The organism is Desulfitobacterium hafniense DCB-2 (assembly GCF_000021925.1).
Classification (GTDB): domain Bacteria; phylum Bacillota; class Desulfitobacteriia; order Desulfitobacteriales; family Desulfitobacteriaceae; genus Desulfitobacterium; species Desulfitobacterium hafniense.
Genome location: NC_011830.1, coordinates 3869996 through 3891585 on the forward strand (window position 1 = coordinate 3869996; position 21590 = coordinate 3891585).

Annotated in this window: 12 protein-coding genes and 3 rRNA genes; all 15 read right to left on the minus strand. The window is 49.1% G+C overall.

The window, feature by feature from the left end:
* Positions 1 to 20: 20 nt before the first annotated feature.
* Positions 21 to 137, minus strand: a 5S ribosomal RNA gene (gene rrf, locus DHAF_RS18170).
* A 139-nt stretch (positions 138 to 276) separates the two neighbouring features.
* Positions 277 to 3191, minus strand: a 23S ribosomal RNA gene (locus DHAF_RS18175).
* Positions 3192 to 3537: 346 nt separating this feature from the next.
* Positions 3538 to 5220: ribosomal RNA gene (locus DHAF_RS18180) — 16S ribosomal RNA — on the minus strand.
* The 16S, 23S and 5S rRNA genes sit together here, the layout of an rRNA operon.
* Before the next feature lie 522 nt (positions 5221 to 5742).
* Complete coding sequence (locus DHAF_RS18190) at positions 5743 to 6936, minus strand: thiolase family protein (protein ID WP_011460369.1); 1194 nt, start codon at positions 6934 to 6936, stop codon at positions 5743 to 5745.
* A 108-nt stretch (positions 6937 to 7044) separates the two neighbouring features.
* Entirely contained in the window at positions 7045 to 9141 is a 2097-nt protein-coding gene (locus tag DHAF_RS18195) for a heterodisulfide reductase-related iron-sulfur binding cluster (RefSeq protein WP_041271989.1), read from the minus strand.
* A 33-nt stretch (positions 9142 to 9174) separates the two neighbouring features.
* Positions 9175 to 10164, minus strand: coding sequence for an electron transfer flavoprotein subunit alpha/FixB family protein (locus tag DHAF_RS18200; RefSeq protein WP_015944699.1), 990 nt, complete (start codon positions 10162 to 10164; stop codon positions 9175 to 9177).
* 34 nt (positions 10165 to 10198) lie between these two features.
* Positions 10199 to 10972: an electron transfer flavoprotein subunit beta/FixA family protein gene (locus DHAF_RS18205; RefSeq protein ID WP_011460372.1), complete on the minus strand. Its 774-nt coding sequence runs from the start codon at positions 10970 to 10972 to the stop codon at positions 10199 to 10201.
* A gap of 20 nt (positions 10973 to 10992) precedes the next feature.
* Complete coding sequence (locus DHAF_RS18210; protein WP_015944700.1) at positions 10993 to 11775, minus strand: enoyl-CoA hydratase; 783 nt, start codon at positions 11773 to 11775, stop codon at positions 10993 to 10995.
* 25 nt (positions 11776 to 11800) lie between these two features.
* On the minus strand, positions 11801 to 12061 hold the full coding sequence (locus DHAF_RS18215; protein WP_015944701.1) for a TIGR04076 family protein: 261 nt from the start codon (positions 12059 to 12061) through the stop codon (positions 11801 to 11803).
* 127 nt (positions 12062 to 12188) lie between these two features.
* Entirely contained in the window at positions 12189 to 13046 is an 858-nt protein-coding gene (locus tag DHAF_RS18220; RefSeq protein ID WP_011460375.1) for a 3-hydroxyacyl-CoA dehydrogenase family protein, read from the minus strand.
* Positions 13047 to 13127: 81 nt separating this feature from the next.
* Positions 13128 to 14882, minus strand: a complete 1755-nt coding sequence (locus DHAF_RS18225; RefSeq protein ID WP_015944702.1) for an acyl-CoA dehydrogenase family protein — start codon at positions 14880 to 14882, stop codon at positions 13128 to 13130.
* A gap of 44 nt (positions 14883 to 14926) precedes the next feature.
* Positions 14927 to 16267 carry an MFS transporter gene (locus DHAF_RS18230; RefSeq protein ID WP_005808810.1) on the minus strand — a complete coding sequence of 447 codons (1341 nt, stop codon included), beginning with the start codon at positions 16265 to 16267 and terminating at the stop codon, positions 14927 to 14929.
* Positions 16268 to 16311: 44 nt separating this feature from the next.
* Entirely contained in the window at positions 16312 to 17595 is a 1284-nt protein-coding gene (locus DHAF_RS18235; protein ID WP_005808812.1) for a CaiB/BaiF CoA transferase family protein, read from the minus strand.
* 273 nt (positions 17596 to 17868) lie between these two features.
* Positions 17869 to 19212 carry an MFS transporter gene (locus DHAF_RS18240; RefSeq protein ID WP_011460379.1) on the minus strand — a complete coding sequence of 448 codons (1344 nt, stop codon included), beginning with the start codon at positions 19210 to 19212 and terminating at the stop codon, positions 17869 to 17871.
* A 360-nt stretch (positions 19213 to 19572) separates the two neighbouring features.
* A complete protein-coding gene (locus DHAF_RS18250) occupies positions 19573 to 21501 on the minus strand; it encodes a sigma-54-dependent Fis family transcriptional regulator (RefSeq protein WP_015944703.1) in 1929 nt (642 codons plus the stop codon).
* Positions 21502 to 21590 lie beyond the last annotated feature (89 nt).

Below are 21590 nucleotides of genomic sequence, written 5' to 3' on the forward strand. Positions count from 1 at the left end.
ACGGTCTCTTCACTCTACTTACCTGGCAACGACTTACTTTCCCAGGACCCTGCGGTCCAAGTATCATCAGCCCTGGAGATCTTAACTTCCGTGTTCGGGATGGGAACGGGTGGGACCCCTCCGGTATAGTCACCAGATCCTTTGAAGTTTCAGTGTTCCTCTCGGAACTCTGTTCCCTCAAAACTGCACAGATCCTCTTCCACTGTAATTTAGTCTTTCATCGTCCTCACTGCAGATTTGAGCCCTTCAGTGAGTTCCTTTTTCGTTGCGATTCGTTAGGTCAAGCCCTCGACCGATTAGTACCCGTCAGCTCCATACCTCACGGCACTTCCACTCCGGGCCTATCTACCTGATCATCTTTCAGGGGTCTTACCAGATTACTCTGTGGGAAATCTCATCTTGAGGCCGGTTTCGCGCTTAGATGCTTTCAGCGCTTATCCGCTCCGGATATAGCTACCCAGCACTGCCTCTGGCGAGACAACTGGTACACCAGTGATCCGTCCAACCCGGTCCTCTCGTACTAGGGTCAGTTCCTCTCAAATTTCCTGCGCCTGCGACGGATAGGGACCGAACTGTCTCACGACGTTCTGAACCCAGCTCACGTACCGCTTTAATGGGCGAACAGCCCAACCCTTGGGACCTACTACAGCCCCAGGATGCGATGAGCCGACATCGAGGTGCCAAACCTCCCCGTCGATATGGACTCTTGGGGGAGATAAGCCTGTTATCCCCAGGGTAGCTTTTATCCGTTGAGCGATGGCCCTTCCACTCGGTACCACCGGATCACTAAGCCCGACTTTCGTCCCTGCTCGACTTGTTGGTCTCGCAGTCAAGCTCCCTTCTGCCTTTACACTCTTCGCGCGATTTCCATCCGCGCTGAGGGAACCTTTGGGCGCCTCCGTTACTCTTTAGGAGGCGACCGCCCCAGTCAAACTGCCCACCTGACACGGTCCTCAACCCCGATTCAGGGGCCTAAGTTAGAACTTCAGTACAAAAAGAGTGGTATCCCACCATTGACTCCACCAAGGCTGGCGCCCTAGCTTCTCAGTCTCCCACCTATCCTGTACATTTTATACCAAAGTCCAATGTCAAGCTACAGTAAAGCTCCATGGGGTCTTTCTGTCCTGTCGCAGGTAACCCGCATCTTCACGGGTATTACAATTTCGCCGAGTCCCTCGTTGAGACAGTGTCCAGATCGTTACGCCTTTCGTGCGGGTCAGAACTTACCTGACAAGGAATTTCGCTACCTTAGGACCGTTATAGTTACGGCCGCCGTTTACTGGGGCTTCAATTCAAAGCTTCGCCTTACGGCTAACCTCTCCTCTTAACCTTCCAGCACCGGGCAGGCGTCAGCTCCTATACTTCTCTTTTCAGATTGGCAGGAACCTGTGTTTTTGATAAACAGTCGCCTGGACCTCTTCTCTGCGGCTCTACTTGCATAGAGCACCCCTTCTCCCGAAGTTACGGGGTCATTTTGCCGAGTTCCTTAACGAGGGTTTTCTCGCGCGCCTTAGGATTCTCTCCTTACCTACCTGTGTCGGTTTGCGGTACGGGCACTCACTTGCTCACTAGAGGCTTTTCTTGACAGCTTGGAGTCAGTTACTTCGCTACTCATTTCGCTCCCCATCACCCTTCAGAATTCTCGCGAGACGGATTTGCCTATCTCACTTCCTATGGGCTTGGGCGTGCTCGACCAACGGCACGCTTAACCTATCCTTCTGTGTCACCCCATCGCTCAAACGCTCCTGAGTGGTACTGGAATTTCAACCAGTTGTCCATCGCCTACGCTTTTCGCCTCGGCTTAGGTCCCGACTTACCCTGGGCGGACGAGCCTTCCCCAGGAATCCTTAGGTTTTCGGCGGGTGAGATTCTCACTCACCTTTTCGCATACTCATACCGGCATTCTCACTTCTATTCACTCCACCCAACCTCACAGTTGAACTTCTCAGCAAATAGAACGCTCCCCTACCCCTGCACACATCGTGTGCAAGCCATAGCTTCGGTGATACGCTTGAGCCCCGTTACATTTTCGGCGCAGAACCACTCGACCAGTGAGCTATTACGCACTCTTTAAATGGTGGCTGCTTCTAAGCCAACATCCTGGTTGTCTATGCAATTCCACATCCTTTTCCACTTAGCGTATACTTGGGGACCTTAGCTGATGGTCTGGGCTGTTTCCCTTTTGACTATGAAGCTTATCCCCCACAGTCTGACTCCCAATCTAAAATTCTTGGCATTCTGAGTTTGATAAGGTTCGGTAACCCGGTAAGGCCCCTAGCCTATTCAGTGCTTTACCGCCAAGAATCATCCATTGAGGCTAGCCCTAAAGCTATTTCGGGGAGAACCAGCTATCTCCGTGTTCGATTGGAATTTCTCCCCTACCCACAGCTCATCCCCTGCCTTTTCAACGACAGTGAGTTCGGGCCTCCAGTGGGTTTTACCCCACCTTCACCCTGTCCATGGGTAGATCACACGGTTTCGGGTCTACAGCATGTAACTTAAGCGCCCTTTTCAGACTCGCTTTCGCTCCGGCTCCGACTTCTCGTCTTAACCTTGCTACATACCGTAACTCGCCGGTTCATTCTACAAAAGGCACGCCATCACACCTCATGGGTGCTTTGACTGCTTGTAAGCGTACGGTTTCAGGTTCTCTTTCACTCCCCTCCCGGGGTGCTTTTCACCTTTCCCTCACGGTACTGGTTCGCTATCGGTCGCTAAGGAGTATTTAGCCTTGGGAGGTGGTCCTCCCTGCTTCCCACGGGGTTTCACGTGTCCCGCGGTACTCAGGATCCCTTCACAGTCTGTCTCTCTTTCGCCTACAGGGGTGTTACCTGCTTTGCCCGGCCTTTCCAGACCTCTTCGACTAGAGATTCAGACCTAACAGAAGGTCCTACAACCCCAACCCCCGAAGGGATTGGTTTGGGCTGTTCCCGTTTCGCTCGCCGCTACTCAGGGAATCGATGATTCTTTCTCTTCCTCCGGGTACTTAGATGTTTCAGTTCCCCGGGTTGTCTTCGTTAACCTATGAATTCAGTTAACGATATCCAGATATGACTCTGGATGGGTTGCCCCATTCGGATATCCACGGATCAAAGCATGCTTACTGCTCCCCGTGGCGTTTCGCCGCTCGCCGCGTCCTTCTTCGACTCTTAGCGCCTAGGCATCCACCGTACGCCCTTAGTAGCTTGACCAAACGTCTCCGCCACATTCAGGTTTTTCAGATGTTATCCTAAATTACAGTTTTTTCTTCTCTGTGCAGTTTTCAAAGAACAGTTTTTCTTGACTTTTGGTCAAAAAAATAATGAGTTTCCATTGCTGGTCCCTCAAAACTAAACAACAAGTAAGCTTGCGCTTGAACAGGTTTGACTCGATTTCAGGGTCATCTTATGCAGATTTCCCCTGCTTTGCCTCTTCGGCATCTCGAAGTCTCTTCAGACTTCTCCAGCTTTGAACCGTTTCACTTCATTGCTTCCGTGACGTCCTTCAAAGCATCGACCTCAGGATATGCTCACTTCCAGAGTGAACATGTCTCCTTAGAAAGGAGGTGATCCAGCCGCACCTTCCGATACGGCTACCTTGTTACGACTTCACCCCAATCATCGGCCCCACCTTCGACGGCTAGCTCCCTTTCGGGTTACCTCACCGGCTTCGGGTGTTGCAGACTTTCGTGGTGTGACGGGCGGTGTGTACAAGGCCCGGGAACGTATTCACCGCAGTATGCTGACCTGCGATTACTAGCGATTCCGACTTCATGTTCTCGAGTTGCAGAGAACAATCCGAACTGAGACCAGCTTTCTCGGATTGGCTTCACCTCACGGCTTCGCTTCCGTCTGTACTGGCCATTGTAGCACGTGTGTAGCCCAAGACATAAGGGGCATGATGATTTGACGTCATCCCCACCTTCCTCCGGTTTGTCACCGGCAGTCTGTCTAGAGTGCTCACCATTACGCGTTAGCAACTAAACATAGGGGTTGCGCTCGTTGCGGGACTTAACCCAACATCTCACGACACGAGCTGACGACAACCATGCACCACCTGTCTCATAGCTCCCCGAAGGGCACTCCCATGTTTCCACAGGATTCTATGGATGTCAAGCCTTGGTAAGGTTCTTCGCGTTGCGTCGAATTAAACCACATGCTCCACCGCTTGTGCGGGCCCCCGTCAATTCCTTTGAGTTTCAACCTTGCGGCCGTACTCCCCAGGCGGAGTGCTTAGTGTGTTAACTGCGGCACAGAAGGGGTCGATACCCTCTACACCTAGCACTCATCGTTTACGGCGTGGACTACCAGGGTATCTAATCCTGTTTGCTCCCCACGCTTTCGCGCCTCAGCGTCAGTTACAGTCCAGAAAGTCGCCTTCGCCACTGGTGTTCCTCCACATATCTACGCATTTCACCGCTACACGTGGAATTCCACTTTCCTCTCCTGTCCTCAAGATACCCAGTTTCCGATGCAGTCCCAGGGTTGAGCCCTAGGTTTTCACACCAGACTTAAGTATCCGCCTACGCGCCCTTTACGCCCAATGATTCCGGACAACGCTTGCCCCCTACGTATTACCGCGGCTGCTGGCACGTAGTTAGCCGGGGCTTCCTCCTCAGGTACCGTCATGTAAGTACATTATTTACATACTTACCGTTCGTCCCTGAAGACAGTACTTTACAACCCGAAGGCCTTCGTCGTACACGCGGCGTTGCTCCGTCAGACTTTCGTCCATTGCGGAAGATTCCCCACTGCTGCCTCCCGTAGGAGTCTGGGCCGTGTCTCAGTCCCAGTGTGGCCGTTCACCCTCTCAGGCCGGCTACTGATCGTCGCCTTGGTAGGCCTTTACCCCACCAACTAGCTAATCAGACGCGGATCCATCTACTAACGATAGCATTTTCAGAGGCCATCTTTCCTTAATCAGTGATGCCACTAATTAAGCTCATCCGGTATTAGCCCTCGTTTCCAAGGGTTGTCCCGGTCTACTAGGTAGGTTATCCACGCGTTACTCACCCGTCCGCCACTAACTAACGTCTAGCACTCAGTGTTCTTACTGTTTCCCTTTAGCACACTGTGTTGGCACTTTATAAAGCCTGGAGCTCTCTCTTCGCTTCACTACGTTCGAGCTCTCGCTTTAACCAACTTCACTGAACACTCAGTGCTAAACGTTAGTCCGTTCGACTTGCATGTGTTAGGCACGCCGCCAGCGTTCGTCCTGAGCCAGGATCAAACTCTCCATAAAATTTATGAAGAACATTTGATTGCTCAAATTTCTTACTCTCATTTGACGAGTCATTGGCTGTTCCTTGTTGTTTAGTTTTCAAAGACCATTTTTGTTTTTGCCGCTTTCAGCGGCGAGATTCATCTTAACATTTTTGACGAGTTCCGTCAACTGTTATTTTTTCATCACATAATCTTTCGATTAGTGACTAGTTACTGGCCGCCGCACTTAGTGGCGACATTTATAGACTTTACCAGAGTAATCAAACTTTGTCAACCCCTTTTATCATGTTATTTTTTTTAAAAAATATGCATGGTTCATTATCTTTTTTATCTATGTTTAATCTGAGTCTGCCCAATCGAATCTGAGACTTAAAAGAGAGTGCCGAAAAAGCTATTTTAATAGCTTGCGGCACTCCCTTACTTTCAGCAACTATAGAACAATCCATCCCAAACACTCTAAGCAAGACAAGTTGCATCCGACCATCATGGAAACCGCAATGTTAAGCAATACCACACAGAATCGCAGTATGCCGTTTCCCTATCAGGAGACCTTAATGACCAGTGACGCACCTGTGTCGCCGGCGGCGCATCCTGTGAACAAACCATAACCGCCTCCCAGCATTACCAGTTCTTCAATCATTTCAATAATCGTCCGACCAGCTGTCGGCCCTTGAGGATGCCCATACACCAGTGAGCAGCCGTAGTTATTCATATTCATGACATCCAGACCCATTTCATTGGCCATAAACAAATCATTCCCTGTAAAAGGATTGTGAGATTTAATGGCTTTCAAGTCTTGGGTTCCGATACCGGCCTTGTCCAAAGCCATTTTTGAGGCAGGTACTACAGCTGCCGCCATATGAGCTTTCTCAGCGCGGGCATAACCATAAGAAAGAATTTGAATCCGGATGTTTTTGTCCGTACTCAGTTCCTGGGCTCTATCTTGCGTCGTGACAATTAACCCGCAATTGCCATCGGCCGGATGGGTTTGGGCCCCGAAGGAGTGTACTCCTCCAGGAATAACCGCTTTCAACGGAGCTAAGGTCTCATAGGTTGAAGAGGTCACACCATCATCCTCTTCAAGAATGCCTGTTTTCTTTTTGCTGATTTTATATTCCACAGGGAACATATAGCGTTTTTGGAAGGCCCTGTCGTTGGCCAGGGCATCATTATATTGTTCGTAACGTCGGGCTGTGACCCGGTCCACATCCTCCTTGGTAATTCCACCGGCTTTGGCCACCACATTTTCGGCTGTTTGGATCATTGCAGAGCCGGCCCAGGGATCGGCAGCAAAGTTATCCATCATCCAGCTCTCCTTAATGAGCTCGCCACCGGGGCCCATGGGATTGGGCCAAAGGGTGAAGGGGCCATTGGAAGCCCGGTCGGTGAGCAGGCAGAATGAGGTGTCATAAAGACCCGTCTCAATACTGGAAGCCGCTTGGCTCAAGCATGTGGTGGAGGTTGAGCAGGCTTGTGTAATATGCAGACCGGGAATATCCGGGGCTCCCATCAGAGCAGCCGCCCATGGAGCGGCATAAAACGTATGCAATTGACCAATGGTTTTTCCCAGAACCAAGTATTTAAAGATCTTCGGATCGATTCCTTTGGAGGCAAACCATCGTTTAGCTGTAGCAGCGGCCAATTCAACGGAATGTTCATTCTGAAGGACTCCCTGCCAACGGGCAAATGGGGTACTGTAATAACCACCATAAGGGATAAAGGCTTTTGAATACATAATAACAACCTCCTAAATTTTTTATAGGATTGAACGAGATTCCATTCAAGGGGGATTCGCCCCCCACTGATGATGAGCTAAGTCCATACCGGATCTATCCGCTTAAATTTAGGATATCTTCTCAGCCAAAATTTCAGCAATGTCCAGGACTTTAACCTGCTCACCTGCCTCACGTGCTGCAACTCCATCGCTGATCATGGTCAAACAGAAGGGACATGCCGTGCCCACCCTATCTACTCCTGGGGCGATGGCTTCATCGGCACGCATCACATTGATTCGCTCTCCTTGATGCTCCTCCAGCCACATGCGACCGCCCCCCGCTCCGCAGCAGAAGCTCTTTTCCTTGGTATGGGCCATCTCCAGAAGATTAAGCCCAACCTCTTGCAATAATTGGCGGGGAGCTTGATAAATAGTGTTGTAACGCCCTAAGTAGCAGGAATCGTGGTAAGTGATCCGGCGCCCATCTGCTCCGCCTATCCCATGATTGAGTTGCAAACGTCCTGAACTGAGCAGATCATTCAGGTATTCCGTATGATGAAGGACTTCAAAATCTCCTCCAAACTGGGGATATTCGTGTTTCAGGCAGTTGAAACAGTGAGGACATTGGGTAAGAATCTTCTTTACCCCATAGCCGTTCAGCACTTTAATATTCTCGGTGGCCAAGGAGTGGAAAAGGTACTCATTCCCCAAACGGCGGGCCGAATCTCCGCAGCATTTCTCTTCATTGCCGAGGATGGCAAAATTGACCTGCGCCTCCCGCAGCAGCTTCACTATGGCCGCGGAAACCTTCTGATTCCGCCCGTCAAAGGCCCCAGAACAGCCCGGGTAATAAAGGATTTCCGCCTCAGGGTTCTCGGCCAGGGTGGGAACATCCAAACTTTGTAGATAGTCGGCCCGGGTACTCCAGCCAATTCCCCATGGGTTGCCGTTATTCTCCATATTGCGGAAGGCCAGTTGGGCCTCCGGGGGAAAGCAACTTTCCATGAGCACCAGATTCCGACGCATAGCCACGGTTTTGTCCACGTGTTCCACAAAGATCGGACACTGTTCCTCACAGGAACGGCAAGTGGTACAATCCCAGATGTCATTCTCTGAAATCACCTGACCGATAAGCTCAGGCAGACCCAGTTCTTCTTCACCGGGCAAATTTTCCTGCCCAGTACTTCCTTGGGCCGCTGCAACTGTCTCCTGCAGGCCGGCTCCCCCTCCAACGGCCGTGGTCGGATGCTTCTTCCTATAGTTCTCATAGGCTTTGCCCACCTCTTCCATATGAACGCGCAGATCCTGAATCACCTGTTTGGGATTGAGGTGTTTGCCGCTCAAATAGGCGGGACAATGATCCTGGCAGCGCCCGCATTTCACACAGGCATCGGTGTTAAACAGGGTTTTCCAGCTGAATTCCCGCAGCTTGCTTTTACCGTAAGTTTCTATGCTCTCATCTTCAAAATCGATGGGCTCCGGCACGCCTGGGGGACCATGATGGCGCAATGCCTGATTGGCCGGAGCCAACAGGATATGGGAGAGCTTGGAATAAGGAAAATAAGCGATCAAGGTAAAGGCCAGGATGGGATGAATCCACCAAATTATTTTGTGCAAGGATAACAGGGTCGCTTCACTAAAGAGGCTTGCCAGCCAGGGAGCCATAATATAACCCATAAAGGCGTAAGTTGCCCAGGGATCCGGCTCGATAGCCATCCGGAGCCCTTGTACGATGAATCCGGTTATCAGAATCAACAAGATCAAGGCCAGAATGATGGCATCATCTTTGGTATTATCCAACCTTTGAGGGCGGATAACATAACGCCGCCAAAGGGCCATAAGGATTCCCAGCAGAGCCAATAAGCCAAAAAGATTGGCCGTTACTTTAATAAAGAGATAAAGGGGTCCTCGGAAAATTTGCAGCCCAAAGTCTGCCTGGATAGCCACAATTAAGGTGGCAAAGAAAAGCAAGGCAAATCCCCAGAAGATCATGGCATGCATGAGACCCGGATATCCTTCTTTGAGAATTCTTTTGTGTCCAAAGCCGTAAATCAACACATCTTTAATCCCTTGCCACAGCCCCGGCCAACGCTTTTCAGGCTGTCCCATTTTCCAGAGACGATAACGCCGGTAATAGCCGTAGAAAAATATTATAAAAGTAATCACAGCCAGAGGATAGATGAGCCAATGCCCGTCAATATTCCAATAAAGCACCCGCGTAGCTATTTGAGACCCTCCTCTCCTTTTCCGCCCGTCCCTTTAGGCGCTGACCAGTTTTTTGAACTCTTCTGTAAGCAAGGGCACCACCTCGAACAAATCTCCTACAATACCATAATCGGCCACGCTGAAAATCGGGGCCTCCGGGTCTTTATTGATGGCAACAATAAACTTAGATGCCCCCATGCCGGCCAGGTGCTGAATCGCTCCGCTGATCCCGCAGGCCACATACAAGGTGGGGGCGACAATGCTCCCCGTCTGTCCGACTTGGAACTGGTTATCGATCCAACCGGAATCCACGGCTGCTCGCGAAGCTCCTACCGCTCCCCCCATCACATCGGCTAACCCTTCCAGGATAGCGAAATTTTCTTGGGCTTTCATGCCCCGGCCACCGGAGACCACAAAATCTGCTTCGGTCAGTGCCGGGCGGCTGGTAACCAAAAGGGCTACATCCTTTACAAGAACCTTAAGATCTTCCGGATCGACCGTTACCGTCCTTTCAATGACTTCGGCTTGCCTGGAGGGAGTCGATTCCGCTACTGGGAAAGATTTGGCCCTTACCGTAGCAAGGACTGGTCTGGTCACGATCTCGACAAAGCTATAGGCACTGCCCGTATAAACAGGGCGTTTGCAGATCAGGAATTTTTCCGAATCCACTTCAATGTCGATGACATCTGAAGCAAGACCCACTCCCAGACGTTGGGCAAGGCGGGGAGCCAAGTCCTTTCCAACTGCTGTATAGCCCAGGAGAAAGGCCTGGGGCTCTTTTTCCCGAATGAGCTTAGTCAGTGCAGAAGTATAGACACCGGTAGTGTACTGAGCCAATTGTGGGGAGTCCAGTAAGTAGACCTGGTCAACTCCATAGGCAGCGGCTTCCTGGGCCAAAGGGGCGATCCCTTCCCCAGCAATGACCGCTACCAGGGGTTCTCCCGTCTGGTCGGCAATTTTCCGTCCCTGACTTAATAATTCCAAAGATATTTTGCGAATTTTTCCGGCAGCTTGTTCGACAAATATCCAGATTCCCTTTGGCATACGACTCGCTCCTTTACAGTGTTTCCTCACCTGATTAGAGAACTTTAGCTTCCTCGCGGAGCAGGCGTGCTAATTCACGAGTGGATTCCGCTGCTTCACCGGGAAGTATTCTGCCGCCTTTTCTCGGGGTAGGCAAAGTATAGTGGATAACTTTTGCCTGCAGCGCGAAGTCGGAGGCATTCAGCCCTAAATCGCTTAGTTTAACGGTGGTTAAGGGTTTTTTCTTCGCTTTCATAATTCCGGCGACGGATGGATAACGAACTTCATTGATCCCTTGAACTACGGTTATGACTGCAGGGAGCGTAACCTCAAGGGTTGCCAGTCCGCCGTCGATAACCCGCAGGGCTGTTGCCTGACTGCCGTTAATATCTAATTTAGTGACACTGCTGATGGAAGGAAGTCCCAATTTTTCGGCCATACGCACCGCAACCTGGGCCGAACCTATATCTGTGTCCATAACTCCCGCTAAAATAATGTCATAAGGGAGGGGCTCCACCGCCTTGGCCAGTATAGCCGCGACTATGCCCTCATCCACCTCTCCCAGAGCAGGGTCCTTAATGTGAATCGCTTGATCGGCACCCATCGCCAAAGCGCCGCGAATGGCCGCCGTAGCTTCTTCTCCTCCGAGGGTGACCACGGTCACTTCACCGCCAAATTTCTCCTTCATCCGGAGAGCCTCTTCAATGGCATACTCATCTAAAGGATTGATAACCAGAGTGACCCCATTGACATCTACTTTGCCATCGCTGTTCAAAACTATTTTCGCTTCTGTATCAATCGTTTGCTTAACGCATACCACAATGTTCATAGGGTATCCTCCTTATGGGGCTAACGATTTTTAAATACCGCTTCACGCTTATTGATGAAGGCATCGAGACCTTCACGGAGATCCTCCGTCTCAAAAACCTTTTCCACATAGTGCATTTCCATTTCCAGAGCATCCGCTAAACTGAGTTCCAAGCCTTTATTGATTAACAACTTATCGTAACCCATGGCGATACCGGCCCCTTTAGCCAACTTCTCAGCTAATTTAAGGGCTTCATTCAAAGATTCACCGGCGGGGACCACTTCATTGACTAAGCCGATTCTAAGGGCCTCATCCGCTTTGACAATTTTTCCGCTGAATAAAAGTTCTTTCGCTTTCGCCGGTCCTACCAGCCGGGCCAGTCTTTGGGTGCCCCCAAGTCCCGGAAGCAGACCGAGCAGAACTTCTGTAAGGCCCAGCTTGGCCTTTTCATCCGCTATTCTGATATCACAAGCCAAAGCCAGTTCAAGGCCTCCGCCTAAAGCAAGGCCATTGAGAGCGCAGATCACGGGTCTGGGGGTATTCTCCAAATAGGAGAACATTTCTTTGTAGATGGTGGCATTTTCCCGGGGACCTTCTTTAAACTGATTGGGAAAATCTTTAATATCCGCACCGGCCACAAAGCACTTGGGCCCTGCTCCGGTAATGACCAGGACTCTAATCCCTGTGTTCTTTTCCACTTCATTTAAGGTTTCTTTCAATTGCCCTCTTACCTCTAAGGTCAGAGCATTGACGGGCGGTTTATTGATTGTAATAACCCCTACTCCATTACAAACGGTAAGCTCGACCACCCTATTTTCCGGCATAACTATATTCCTCCCCCTGTAAGATTCAGTTCCGCTGCAAGGAAAAGACCACTGTATTGGCAGGATCAGGGCATTGCAGCGCCCTAAGCTGGTTAATCCAGTCCTTACCCTCTGTTTCCCTGCCTAATGCAGTCAGGTAAGGAATGAAGCTGCTCAACGCATATAGGCAAAGGGGGCTGCCTTCACAGGAGGTTATATTGGGTTCAGAATAAATCACCCTCTCCCCTACTTGATAGCCTGCCGCACAATGCCCCTTTATGCTTTTTACTTTCATCTCTACCTTCATCTTGCTCTCCTCTTGTAAGCATTGATTTCTTCTCGCTATGGAATGCACTTGTCCTTGAACACCTCTGCTTCAGATGGAGTTTAAGCTCCATCTGAAGCAAGGGTACGGATTTCCAGAGAACTATTTCTTATTTGTCGTAATCGTACCAGCCGGCGCCGGTCTTTTTGCCAAGACGTCCGGCCCGGACAATGTTCTTGAGCAATTGGGGCGCATTCCATTTCATATCTTTGTACTCTTCTACGAAATAATCGGAGACATGGACAGAAATTTCTACACCGGTGAAGTCCATGAGTTCAAACGGTCCCATGGGGTAATTCAGACCAAGCTTGACGGCGGTATCAATGTCCTCGATGGAGGCGATTCCTTCCTCGGCGATGCGAACCGCCTCCAGGAATTGGGGCATCATGATCCGGTTGACGATAAAGCCCGGCGTATCCTTCTTCACTTCAACGGGGGTTTTCCCCATGGCTCTGGAAACATCGGATACTTTGGCCACCGTCTCATCGCTGGTGTAATAGCCGCGGATGACTTCGACCAAACGCATAACCAGGGGAGGATTAAAGAAATGCATGCCTACGACCCGATCCGGGCGGGAGGTGGCTGCCGCTAAAGTGGTGATGGACATGGAGGAGGTATTGGAGGCAATGATCGTTTCCGGGCCGCAAATCTGATCCAATTTCTGAAAGGCTGTCTTTTTGATATCCATATCTTCGAAAATCGCCTCAATGACCAGAGGAACCGACGCTAGGTCCTCCATATTGGTGGTGGTGGTGATGCGCTGCAAAGCAGCGTCTTTTTCTTCAACCGTCATTTTTTGCTTAGCCACATTCTTATCCAGAAAACCGGCAATGCGCTGGACGGCCCCGTCGACGAACCGCTGCTCAACATCGCAAAGAATCACATCCAAGCCCTTCACCGCTGCCAGGTGGGCAATCCCGCCACCCATAGAACCTGCTCCCAAAACCCCTATCTTTGTCATTGTCATTTTAATATGACCTCCTCTTTTTTATTTCCAATAGAACGGACTTCGTTCAGCGGAATACTCTGCTTCCATTGAAAGTAGTCCTTAGACCGCGTATTTACCTGCCTCGGATACTGCCGCAGCGATATCTCTATGCAGAGCGATGGTGTTCCCCAAAGTGCATTGGGTCACTGCCTGCAAATCCTTCAACAAGCTCTCCAGCTCCTGACCCTCGGCCAGAGCGGATAAGATTTCTTTGGCGATGGACTCAAGGTATCCTATCGTTCCATAAATAAAGGCACTGGTCATCCAACTCTTCAGTTTTGCCTTAGTCTCACCCTCATTGGCTACAGCCTTCTGGGTCCGCAGCCAGGCGCTCTCCATGGCAAAAGCCTGGATTGCCAAATCTGCCAGTTTACCGACAATCTCTTGTTCCTTCTGGAGATTCTTTCCGTACTTCTGCAGGCCGGCAGCCATGGTCAGCAGGAACATATCCTTTGCTGCCTGGATTAATCCGGCTTCATCTTCCCTTGCCGCTCCCCCGGCAGCAATGTACTCTTTCAGCTTTTGCACAGCCTCTTGGAGGGGCAAATCCCCTTTGTCCGCCCGCCGCAATAAGGTAATCGGTATAATCGTCCGGTTGATCTCGTTGGTTCCTTCGAAAATCCGGTAAATCCGGGCATCCCTGTAAAGCCTTTCGATGCTGTATTCGGAGCAATACCCGTACCCGCCGTGAATTTGGACACCTTCATCCACCACATAGCCCTGGGCCTCTGTAGCAAAAATCTTGTTCATGGAACACTCCAGAGCGTACTCCTCAATTCCCTTGGCGGCAACCTGTCCCCCGTTCTCACCGGAAGTATCCAAGCCATGGAGTATCCCGTCCAAAAGACCTCCCGTACGGTAGAGCATACTTTCCATCACATAGGTTTTAATGGCCATCTTCGCCAGCTTTTCCTTGATCAAGCCAAAATTAGCGATAGGGGTCCCGAACTGTTTGCGCTCATTGGCATAGGCGGCCGCTAATTCCAAGGCATGCTTGGAAGCTCCTAAGGCATTGGCAGCGAGCTTATAACGACCTAAGTTTAAAATGTTAAAGGCGACAATATGACCTCTCCCAATTTCAAACAAAATATTCTCCACAGGTACTTTGACATTATCCAGGATGACCTGCCTGGTGGAGGAGCCTTTGATCCCCATCTTCTTTTCTTCCGGTCCCAGGGACAGCCCCTCGGAATCGGCATCGACGATAAAGGCCGTATACTTATCCCCAGCGATTTTGGCATAAACAATAAAAAGATCGGCAAAGGCGGAATTGGTGATAAACTGCTTGGTTCCGTTTAACAGATAATATTTGCCATCGGGACTCAGATCCGCCCGGGTTTTCGCCGACATGGCATCGGAGCCGGCTCCCGGTTCCGTCAAAGCATAAGCCCCCGCCTTTTCTCCGCTGACGATCCCCGGCAGATACTTTTTCTTTTGTTCATGGGTGCCGAACATGACGATGGGCATACTGCCGATGCCGGTATGTCCCCCCTGGGTCATGGCGAAGGAACCGCCCTTTCCTATGCACTCGGCGACAATGGTGGTGCTGATTTTATCCAGATCCAAACCGTCGTATTCCTCGGGAATATCCAGCCCATTAAGTCCTAATTCACCAGCTTCTTGGATAAGCTGTTTGTTCAGACCATCCCGCTTCTCTTCCAACTCCTCCATAACCGCCAAAACGCGATCCGTCACAAAGCCCATCGCCGTTCGATAAAGCATCTTATGCTCAAGGGTAAAGTCCTCAGGGGTAAAAACATCCTGAAACCTGGTTTCCCCGAAGAGAAAGCTCCCCCCTTTTGGTAAGTCGCTCATTCTGTTCACACTCTCTTTCTACACTCTTTACGAACACATCATGGTCAGGCGTTGGCACTAATTCTTTCGATACTTTTTCCTTTGGTTTCAACCACAAAGAATAAGGCTACAAAAGAGGCAATCACCGCCGGAACGGCAAAGAAGACAAAGGTGCCTGTGAAGCCTACCCCCAGCTGCTGAACATACCCGGCAACGATGGGGCCAAGAAATCCTCCAACCCGTCCGAAAGCCTGAGCCGAAGCAACCCCCGTACTTCGGAATTCCGTAGGATACCCCTCAGCCAGCAGGGGCTGTGTTCCGCTCAGACCCCAGTTCATAGCCAGGCCAACCAACATCCCACAGATCACTACCATCCACTGATTTGAGGCAACCCCCAGCAGAAGTATGGCAACCGCTGTCGCTATCCAACCGATAATCACATTGGTTCTCCGCCCGATGATATCCGCCACATAACCGGTACACAGACCTCCGATGGCACCAAAAACATTTTGCAGGACGGCGAAGGAATATCCTTTGACCAAGCCGTACCCCTTATCCACAAGCAGAGTAGGCAGCCAGCCGTTGATGCCATAAATCACCACGGAACCCATAAAATAAATGATCCAAAGGGCCATGGTTGCCCGGCTATACTCCCGGGAGAAAAGGGCTCCAACGCCAACCTTTTTCGGGCGAGGAGGCAAGAACAAGCTGCCCGGAGCATAGTCGTTGGCTTTTCCTTTGCTTACCATCTCAATGCGCTTAAGAACCTCAATGGCTTCTTTCTCTCTCCCTTTACCTAATAACCAATGGGGAGATTCTTGAAGAGCCGCCATTAAAACGAAGGCGTAGAGAACGGGAAGCACTCCGATTAAATAACACACTCTCCAGCCAAAGGTGGGAACCACATAAATCGCCACCACACCGGCCACGACCCAACCCAAAACATAGAAGGACATGATGGAAGAGATGAAAAACCCTCTGTTTTTCGTGGGCACATTCTCCGCCATCAAAGTAATGGCGATGGGGATGCAAGCACCAAAGCCAACCCCGCCTAAGATCCTTAAAATAGCAAAAGCTTCAAAGCTGTTAACAAAATAAATGGGAAAGGTGAGTAAAGAAAACCATATGGTGAAAATGGCCAGACCCTTTTTCCGGCCAATACTGTCGGAAATAATTCCTGCGATCATTCCGCCCACCATCAGCCCCAAAAGACTCCATGATGCCAGACTCCCCGTTTGAACCTTGGTCAGTCCCCATTCTGCAGACATCTGAGGCATGGTGTAGGAAACAATCATATAGCTGAATCCACAGAAAATGAGGGTAAGGCCTACTAAAAAGTAGGTTTTATACGTATACTTTGAGACGCCTATTTGATCCACTACATCGGAAATCGAAATTTTGCCCATCGTTATTCCCCCATCCAATATCTATCCCCTACCCTTTTTAAAAATCAGATAACGTTCTTTTCTCTAAACGCCGCTATTTCACTTGCGCTGTACCCCAGCAGCTTGCTGAGAATATTATCGGTGTCTTGACCCAGGGTGGGGGCGCCACGCCATACTTGGGCGGGGGTCACACTCAGCTTGGGAGCAAAACCAAAGGCTTTAACTTTTTCACCCAGGGTTTCATCCGTATATTCAATGAAATTCCCCCTCTTTTGGTAGTGCTCATTGGCCGCCAGGTCGGCTGAAGTCCTGACAATACCGCTGGGCACTTTTTGGCTGAGCAAATACTGCAAGGCCTCCTCTGCGTCACGGGCTGCCACCCAGTCAATGGCCTTCTGATTTAATTCCAGTCCCAGCTCGGAATTGATCGCCTCGATGGAATTGCCGCAGGTTTCATGGGAATATTTATCGAGATCAAGACCCAAGGCTTTGATGAAGCGTCCGTATACCGCAGCTCCATAGGCGCCGATATAAAGGTATTTCTCATCCTTTGTCTTGAAGAGGTTCCCCGGTTGGAAGATGGCTACTTTATTGCCATTCCGCTGCCTTACCCGGCCCAGTTCAAAATACTGGACAAAGGTATCGTTGAGAACCTTGCTCATGGACTCGATCTGTGTCACATCAATGGCCTGACCCTTCCCTGTCTTCTGGGCATGGTGATAGGCCATCAGTATGCCGTTAACCGCAAACATCGCCGTCATATAATCGTTGATAAAGGTGGCCGCATGGGAGGGAGGCATAGGCTCGGGAAAACCGTTGACAAACATATATCCACCCTCTGCCTGGCCAATGGGGTCGTAGGACGGCCTGTTGCATTGTTCCGGAACACCGCCAAATTGCGGTCTCCCGAACCCACTGATATGAGCAATGACCAGTTTAGGGTTGACTTCGAGAAGCATCTCTTCCGTAATTCCCAATTTTTCCGTCCACACCATGTTCTCCAGCCAGACATCACAGTTCTTGATCATAGAGAGAAAGATTTCTTTACTCTCCGGAATTTTTAAATTGATCTCCAAGGTCAGACTTAATTTATTTCTGCCTTCTTGGATCCAAGCCGCACTGATTTTCCGGTCATTGCGTTTAACGATTGGAGCTTGTTCACGGTAAGGATCGCCAACATTCGGCCGCTCAACGTGAATAACCTCCGCTCCGAACTCTGCAAGCATCGATGCCGCAAAAGGAGCCGCTACAATACTACCGGTCATTAAGACCCTCATCCCCGCAAGAGGCCCGTAGACCGGTGTCAAGGCCGGAGCAGGAATGCGCTCGAGTTCTTTCCATCTGCCCATTTAATAATCTCCCCTCTGCTACTAATCTTTTTTACTCATCTGCGGTTCATACCCTTAAACAAATCTTCATTGCTCTAACCCTTCAAAAACTCCTTTCCCAAGATTGTCGACTTTAAGATATTTTCCTAATTTTCAAACTAATCTGATATCAATGCAATTCTCATGCCAACTTGTCAATGAATGGCAAACCCTCTCTCTTGGCCTTTCCAGGAAAACACCCCACCGCCCTCCTGAAAACTATGTCAAATTTTTTGCTATCCTTGTAAAGTTTTTTTAAACATTGGCACTCACAATTTTTTCGATAGCTTTATCCTTGGTTTCAACGACGAAGAAAAAAGCTACTGCAGCGGCAATAAAGGAGGGAATCGCAAAAAATATAAATAGACCTGTAAACCCTGCCCCCATCTGTTGGATAAACCCCGCCGCGATGGGTCCTGAAAACCCTCCCAACCGTCCGAAGGCCTGGGCCCACGCCACACCAGTGCTTCTAAACTCCGTCGGATACGATTCCGTCAACAAGGGCTGGGTCGAGCTTAAGGCTCCGTTCATTAAGAAGCCGACAATAATGATAAACAAAATAACCTGCCATTGGGTGGTCGCAAAGCCTAAAAGAATGGCGAAGACCGCCGTAAAGAACCAGCTTAAGGAAACATTTAACCTGCGGCCAATAATATCGGCAAAAAACCCAATGCTCATTGCACCGATTATCGCAAAAATATTTTGTAATACGGCAAATGAGTATCCCTTCACTACTCCAAAACCGGACTCAACCAGCAATGTAGGCAACCAGCCGGAAATCCCATAGATTAACACTGAGCCCATAAAATAAATTGTCCAATTGGCGAGGGTCGCTTTACGATAGTTTTTGGAAAAAATCATACTTACCCCTACTTTAGGGGGAGCAGGCGGAGTGATTAACCGTCCAAGAGGCCATTCGCCGGCTTTTCCTCTTGCGGCGATTTCGATGGTTTTGACGACATCAATGGCCTCTTTTTCGCGGCCTTTGCTCAGAAGCCAATAAGGGGACTCTTTCATTTTGAACCATAAAACCAAAGAATAGAGGGCTGGTATTCCTCCGAGCAGGTAACAAACCCGCCAGCCAAAGACCGGAACAATGGTGATGGCTACGATACCCGCTACCACCCAACCGGAGATATAAAAGGCCATAATCGACGAGGTGAAAAAACCTCTTTTATGGGTTGGCGCGCTCTCTGTCATCATGGTCACCGCAATGGGAATACATGCCCCCAGACCGATACCGCTTAATATTCTCAACATCGCAAACACTTCAAAGCTATGTACAAAATAAATAGGCAGCGTCAGCAGAGAATACATAGCCACAAAGATGGACAGGGTTTTTTTCCTGCCAATGCGATCGGAGATAATACCTGCAGTCAATCCTCCAATGATCAAGCCGATCAGGCTCCATGAGGTCAGACTTCCCGTTTGGACTTTGGACAGTCCCCATTCAGCCGCCATCTGAGGCATGGTATAAGCCACGATCATATAATCAAATCCATCAAAAAGCAGGGCAATCCCGACCAGAATATACATTGTGTAAGTGTATTTTGAGACGCCTAATTGATCTATGACCTCGGATATATAGGTTCTATTCACATTTATCTCTCCTTATCTCGATCTCCTCACCCTCTTCAAGCCCGGCCACATCCTTCGCTCATGATGCCTTATGCAGAAATCCTTTCTACCCCCCCTCTTCTATAATATTCTGAATTTTCTGTACATAAAGTTAGCTATGCAATTCCCGTGCCATCCCTTTCCGCCCCTGATTTCCTCTGCTCAGCCCTTTATTGCCGCGGACCGGAAGCCGGCATTTAAAAAAATTGTCATATTTTTTTATAGGCTGTAAAAAACTTTTACATGTTAAAGAAAGCACTAAATTCCTTGCTGGGGGCACACAGCAAGAGGCGTATCGAAACCTTAGTCTCAATACGCCTCTTAATATAAAGTATTTTATAATCACCTGCCACTTTTCAGCATTTTAAGCAGTGTGGGCCGGCTAATCCCCATCATTAATGCGAGTTCACCGTTGGAGATTTTTGTCTTCGCCTTTACTCTATGAACAATTTCTGCATTCATTTCCTCTAAGGACCTTATCCGCACATTAATGGTGTCATTGTCTTGTTCTTCCTCCTCTCTGGCGTGCAGTGTGGGCCGGGTCGAGAATTCTTCTTCCAGCATCATTAAGATAATCTCGGGCAAATCATTTCCGTCGTCACACAGGACAACGCACCTTTCTATAAAATGATTCAACTGTCGTATATTTCCATACCATTCGCAATGGGATATCTTGTCAAGAACAGCCGCAGGCAGCTCAATATTTATTTTATTATATTTTTCGGTGTACTTTTGCAGATAGACTCTGACGAGGTGAGGTATATCCCCTCTTCTTTCTCGAAGAGGGGGCAGGGTTAGTTTCAAGACGTTTAAACGATAATACAGATCTTCTCTAAATTCTCCTTTTCTGACCAGATCCAAGAGATCCTCATTGGAAGCGGCTATGATGCGTACATCCACAGAAACAACCTGATCGCTGCCGATTCTGCGAATTTCCTTCTCCTGGAGAACCCTTAGAAGATTTGCTTGAACATCCTTTTTCATTTTATCTATTTCATCCAAAAACAGGGTTCCACCATGAGCTATTTCGAATAGCCCCGGTTTTCCGCCCTTACTTGCGCCCGTGAAGGCCCCTTCACTGTAGCCGAAAAGCTCACTATTCAATAGACTGCCGTCCAATGAAGCACAATTGACCGCCACAAAAGGCTTACGGGAGCGTTGGCGGTGTCCATTATGAATGCTTTGAGAGATAAGCTCCTTGCCGGTTCCGGTTTCTCCTTTGATCAGTACATTGCAGTCTGTATTAGCATATCTCATGGCCATAGTTATTACTTCAGACATTTTACTGTTGTTGTTGATGATGTCTCTAAAATGATGTTTGGCCACCAATCCCTTGGTCCCGGTTGCTCTCGTTTTTTCCCATTCTTCCTGATTAGCCTCTTTAAAGTTAATCATAATGCCCCTGAATTGGTGATTGTGAAGAATCGGAACTTTATTAACCAAAATCGTTCCCTTCGGAGTATGGTGCAGGAAATTCAGCTTCTGATCAAAATCCTTTAACAGAGCTGCCAGGCTTGGACAGCCGCTCAGATCCTGGACAGATTTTCCTATTACATCTTTCTCATGGAGTCCAAAAAACTTCGCCGCATTGGCATTAAAATTGACCAATATCCGATTCTCATTTAAATGAATCATCCCTTCGTGGGTAGAATCGGCTATTGTCTTGATGCATTCGTGGGAGACCTTCTCATTACGCTTAAGATCCACAAGTAACTGAGCATATTTAAAGGCTCTTCTAATCGTATATTCACCGCTCGTTACCGATACATATTGAATATTTTTCCTCTCTACAGCTGATGAAATCTTTTCTCCGGCCCCAATGGCTACTTCTACTCCATCCTGATAGGCCTTTTCAACCTGAACCAGCACTTCCTTCCAACTGTTATATCGATAGATGTGCGCGTCAATCTGTATCGCTGAACAAACGGCTTTGATCGCTTCGGTATCAATTTGTCCGGGATTAAACAGCCCTATGGTTTTTTTCGTTTTCTTTGCCTGTTCAAGAGCTATAACCAAGTCATACTCGGTTGGAAAAATATTTACCCAAGGCATTCTTCCCAAATTGTCCCGGAGCAACCCAAGGGTTGCGCCACCGGTGGCAATGATCGGATCCCAATGCTCCCGATGAGCCACTTTACCCCGAATGAGCTCTACCGCATCATCAAAGGTTGCTTCATAAGCATCAATTTCGAAGTTATATTCCTTTCTAATCTTTTCCAATAATCTAGTCGTTTTCTTATCTGGGGATGTCAAGACGATTTTTCCGAACATTTTTCTTCCCCCTAAAATCTAACTCCTAAATCCTGCATGACCATTCCGTATCCATTATAGTAACTGAATTTTCGGAATTATACAACAAG

Bases quoted from the DNA above. Each gene is read 5' to 3' on its own strand.
- DHAF_RS18190 (WP_011460369.1), bottom strand. From the start codon at position 6,936: ATGTATTCAAAAGCCTTTATCCCTTATGGTGGTTATTACAGTACCCCA.
- DHAF_RS18200 (WP_015944699.1), bottom strand. From the start codon at position 10,164: ATGCCAAAGGGAATCTGGATATTTGTCGAACAAGCTGCCGGAAAAATT.
- DHAF_RS18205 (WP_011460372.1), bottom strand. From the start codon at position 10,972: ATGAACATTGTGGTATGCGTTAAGCAAACGATTGATACAGAAGCGAAA.
- DHAF_RS18210 (WP_015944700.1), bottom strand. From the start codon at position 11,775: ATGCCGGAAAATAGGGTGGTCGAGCTTACCGTTTGTAATGGAGTAGGG.
- DHAF_RS18215 (WP_015944701.1), bottom strand. From the start codon at position 12,061: ATGAAGGTAGAGATGAAAGTAAAAAGCATAAAGGGGCATTGTGCGGCA.
- DHAF_RS18220 (WP_011460375.1), bottom strand. From the start codon at position 13,046: ATGACAATGACAAAGATAGGGGTTTTGGGAGCAGGTTCTATGGGTGGC.
- DHAF_RS18225 (WP_015944702.1), bottom strand. From the start codon at position 14,882: ATGAGCGACTTACCAAAAGGGGGGAGCTTTCTCTTCGGGGAAACCAGG.
- DHAF_RS18230 (WP_005808810.1), bottom strand. From the start codon at position 16,267: ATGGGCAAAATTTCGATTTCCGATGTAGTGGATCAAATAGGCGTCTCA.
- DHAF_RS18235 (WP_005808812.1), bottom strand. From the start codon at position 17,595: ATGGGCAGATGGAAAGAACTCGAGCGCATTCCTGCTCCGGCCTTGACA.
- DHAF_RS18250 (WP_015944703.1), bottom strand. From the start codon at position 21,501: ATGTTCGGAAAAATCGTCTTGACATCCCCAGATAAGAAAACGACTAGA.